The organism is Aminobacter sp. P4_D5 (genome assembly GCF_056401815.1).
In genome coordinates this window covers 1-3,713 of record NZ_JBFUIP010000300.1, presented here as the reverse complement: position 1 = coordinate 3,713, position 3,713 = coordinate 1, and the positions used below count along the sequence as shown (strand labels likewise).

The 3,713-nt window shown below is 62.0% G+C and carries 4 protein-coding genes; 1 reads left to right on the top strand and 3 read right to left on the bottom strand.

Features of this window, described 5'->3' with window-relative positions; genetic code table 11:
- Window positions 1-1,364: transcription termination factor NusA (gene nusA / locus AC1DWF_RS30920; RefSeq protein WP_476842475.1), on the bottom strand; the 1,364-nt coding region annotated here is incomplete at its 3' end.
- A 51-nt stretch (window positions 1,365-1,415) separates the two neighbouring features.
- The gene (rimP, locus tag AC1DWF_RS30915; RefSeq protein ID WP_476781586.1) at window positions 1,416-2,048 is read right to left on the bottom strand and encodes a ribosome maturation factor RimP; all 633 of its coding nucleotides are present in this window, start codon (window positions 2,046-2,048) and stop codon (window positions 1,416-1,418) included.
- 271 nt (window positions 2,049-2,319) lie between these two features.
- Between rimP and AC1DWF_RS30910 the strand changes: the two genes are divergently transcribed.
- On the top strand, window positions 2,320-2,484 hold the full coding sequence (locus AC1DWF_RS30910; protein WP_476781587.1) for a hypothetical protein: 165 nt from the start codon (window positions 2,320-2,322) through the stop codon (window positions 2,482-2,484).
- Between the two features lie 209 nt (window positions 2,485-2,693).
- Here the strand turns inward: AC1DWF_RS30910 and AC1DWF_RS30905 are convergent.
- Window positions 2,694-3,713, bottom strand: a 1,020-nt coding sequence (locus AC1DWF_RS30905) for a tripartite tricarboxylate transporter permease (RefSeq protein WP_476842474.1), incomplete at its 5' end; no start/stop codon positions are given.

Here is a 3,713-nt window from a genome sequence, read left to right as displayed (position 1 = left end):
TCATTGCCGAGCGCCACCAGCATTGCCGTGGTGATGCCGGGGATCTCGCGCAGTTCGTCCTGCACGCCGAGCGCCTTGCGCTTCTCGTCGTGTTCGGCCTCGATCTTGCCGAGATATTCGCGAGCGCGGGTCTGGATTTCAGACGCGGTGTCTTCATCGAAGCCGTCGATCGATGCGATTTCGTCGGCATCGACGTAGGCCACTTCCTCAACGCTGGTGAAGCCTTCGGAAGCCAGCACCTGGCCGACCATTTCGTCGACGTCGAGCGATTCCATGAACAGCGTCGAACGCTCGACGAATTCCTTCTGGCGGCGTTCCGACTCTTCCTGCTCGGTCAGGATGTCGATGTCCCAGCCGGTCAGCTGCGAAGCCAGACGCACGTTCTGGCCGCGGCGGCCGATGGCCAGCGACAGCTGGTCGTCGGGAACCACCACTTCGATGCGCTCGGCGTCTTCGTCGAGAACGACCTTGGCGACTTCAGCCGGCTGAAGCGCGTTGACGATGAAGGAAGCGGCCGAAGGCGACCACGGAATGATGTCGATCTTTTCGCCCTGGAGCTCGCCGACGACGGCCTGGACGCGCGAACCACGCATACCGACGCAGGCACCGACCGGATCGATCGAGCTGTCACGCGAGATGACGGCGATCTTGGCGCGCGAACCGGGGTCGCGGGCAACCGACTTGATCTCGATGATGCCGTCGTAAATCTCGGGCACTTCCATGGTGAACAGCTTCGCCATGAACTGCGGATGGGTACGCGACAGGAAAATCTGCGGGCCGCGCTGTTCGCGACGCACGTCGTAGACGTAAGCGCGGACGCGGTCGCCATACTTGTAGTTTTCGCGGGGGATCAGCTCGTCGCGGCGGATGATCGCCTCGCCACGGCCGAGATCGACGATGACGTTGCCGTATTCGACGCGCTTGACGGTGCCGTTGACGATCTCGCCGATGCGATCCTTGTATTCGTCATACTGGCGGTCGCGCTCGGCTTCGCGCACCTTCTGGACGATGACCTGCTTGGCCGACTGGGCGGCGATGCGGCCGAAATCCATCGGCGGCAGCTGTTCGGCGATGAAGTCGCCAAGCTGGGCGTCGGGGTTGCGCTCACGTGCCGAAGACAGCGCGATCTGGATGGCGTAGTCATCGACCTTTTCGACGACTTCCATCAGGCGCTGCAGCTTCATCTCGCCCGTATTGGGATTGATGTCGGCGCGGATGTTGGTCTCTTGGCCATAACGCGAACGCGCTGCCTTCTGGATCGCGTCGGCCATGGCGGCGATGACGATCGACTTGTCGATCGACTTCTCGCGGGCGACCGCGTCGGCGATCTGCAGCAGTTCGAGCCTGTTGGCGCTTACAACCATTGTATTTCTCCCGGAGCGTTCGGCCGAATCTGGTCCAGCCGTGCTGCTCTATCAATCTTCCGTTTCGGTTTCTTCGTCTTCGGGCGCATCTTCGTCTTCGCCGCGACGCTTCCGTGCTTCCTTGCGCGCCTGATTGTCCTTGCTCAGGGCATCGCGAATGAGATCGTCGGTGAGGATCAGCCGCGCCTCGGAAATCGCCTCGAAAGGCACGCGCACGGTCGGTTCCTCGCCATAGGCCGCCTGGTCACGCTGGAGCAGGATGCCTTCTTCGTCGACCTCGGCGATCTTGCCGCGGAATCGCTTGCGGTCGGCAACCATGACCGAGGTCTCCATCTTGACGATGTGACCGATCCAGTTGCCGAAATCCGACTTGCGGACCAGCGGCCGGTCGATACCCGGCGACGACACTTCGAGATGATACGCCTTTTCGATCGGATCATCGACATCCAGAGCAGGCGAAACCGCGCGGCTCACCTCTTCGCAATCCTGGACGGTCATGGTGCCGTCTTCGCGCTCGGCCATGATCTGCAGCGTCAGCCCGCTCTGCCCCGACAGGCGGATACGAACGAGGCGGAAGCCGATCGCACGAAGGACGGGCTGAACGATCAAGGCGATGCGGGCATCGATGCCGGTCTCGCGGATGATGCGGTCATCGCCTGTCTGTTCGACTGCGTTTTCGGTCATAGAATCTCCAGACGGTCGGCAGGTAACAAAAAAGAGCGGGACCGGGTGGACCCACTCTTCGTCATACCGACCAAGAATTTGAGGCTGATATAGCCGAAGGCGGCGCGGCTTTCAAGTCCTGTGGCCAGTAGCGTCCACTGCCATGCGTTTAGCCGACCATTGCAGCGGATGCATGGCAAACATGCGACAACACCCCTACCGGTTTCCTTTGAGGCACCTATATTTGTTGCGTTGCACAAAATCATGACGCAACGCAAAAGAGGACACCGAGATGAACCCCCGCAAGCAATTTGGACGCATTGGTCAACTGGTTCGCACCTTTGGTAGCGCCGTGGCTGCAGCTGCGGCCGTTGAGCACGGTCATCGTCCAAACAACCAGGATCTGGTGATGCTGGGCATCGACCCGCGCCACTTCGATCGCATCCGCCGGTTCTAAGATTTCTGTTTCAGGGTAGAGAGCGCACACCGCTGCCCACGTCATTGGCGTATGCCGAGACGTGGGCCAAGTGGGCCGTGCTCCGGAGCGGCAGGTTATTTTGACCGTCGCTCTGTCCCTGACAGTTTCCGCCTCCCTAAAGGAGGCAAAGAAAAAGCCGAGGCCGGAAATCCGGGCCTCGGCTTTTTCGTTTCAGGATTGAGCGGAGCTCAGTCTTCGTTGGCGCCAAGCTGGGCCAGCACCTTGCCGCGGCCACGGGCACGCAGGTAGAGCGGCAACAGCACCGCGGTTGCCGCAAGCAGCAACAACACCACCGCAATGGGCGATCCCAGGAGGATCGACGGGTCGCCCTGGCTGATGGCCAGCGCGCGGCGCAGCTGCTGCTCGGCCATCGGTCCCAGAATCAACCCAACCACCACAGGCGCAATCGGATAGCCGAAGCGGCGCAAGCCGTAGCCGAGCAGGCCGAACGCCAAAAGCATGCCGAGCTCGAACGACATCGGCCAGGTGAACAGGCCGAAAACATTAAGCTGGAAGACAGCCGAGTTGGCGCCGATGGTACCGAGCGTCGCAAACGTCAGGATGCCGGCATAAAGCCAGGGCGTCGGGATGGTCAAAAGCTTGATCCACACGCCGATCAGCGGCAGGTTCAGCACCAGAAGCATCAGGTTGGCGACCAGCAGCGAGGCGATCAGGCCCCAGACGAGTTGCGGGTTGGTGGCAAACAGCAGCGGTCCCGGCTGCAGGCCGAACTGCTGGAAGCCGGCAAGCATGATCGCGGCCGTCGCCGTGGTCGGCAGGCCAAGCGTCAGCAGCGGCACCAGCGTGCCGGCGGCAGATGCGTTGTTGGCCGCTTCAGGCCCTGCGACGCCTTCGATCGCACCCTTGCCGAACTCTTCGGGCTTTTCAGCCAGATTCTTTTCGACCGAATAAGACAGGAAGGTACCGATTTCGGCGCCGCCGGCCGGCATCGCGCCGATCGGGAAGCCAATTGCGGTGCCGCGCAGCCATGGCTTCCACGAACGGCGCCAGTCCTCGCGCGTCATCCATACCGAACCCTTGATCGCCTGGATGGTCGATTCGCCGCCTTTGCCGGCAGCGACGCTCAGCGCTTCGCCAACGGCAAACAGCGCCACCGCAAGCGTCGTCACTTCGACACCGTCGAGCAGGTCGGGAATGCCGAAGGCAAGGCGCGCCTGGCCCGTCTGCAGGTCGATGCCGATCAATCC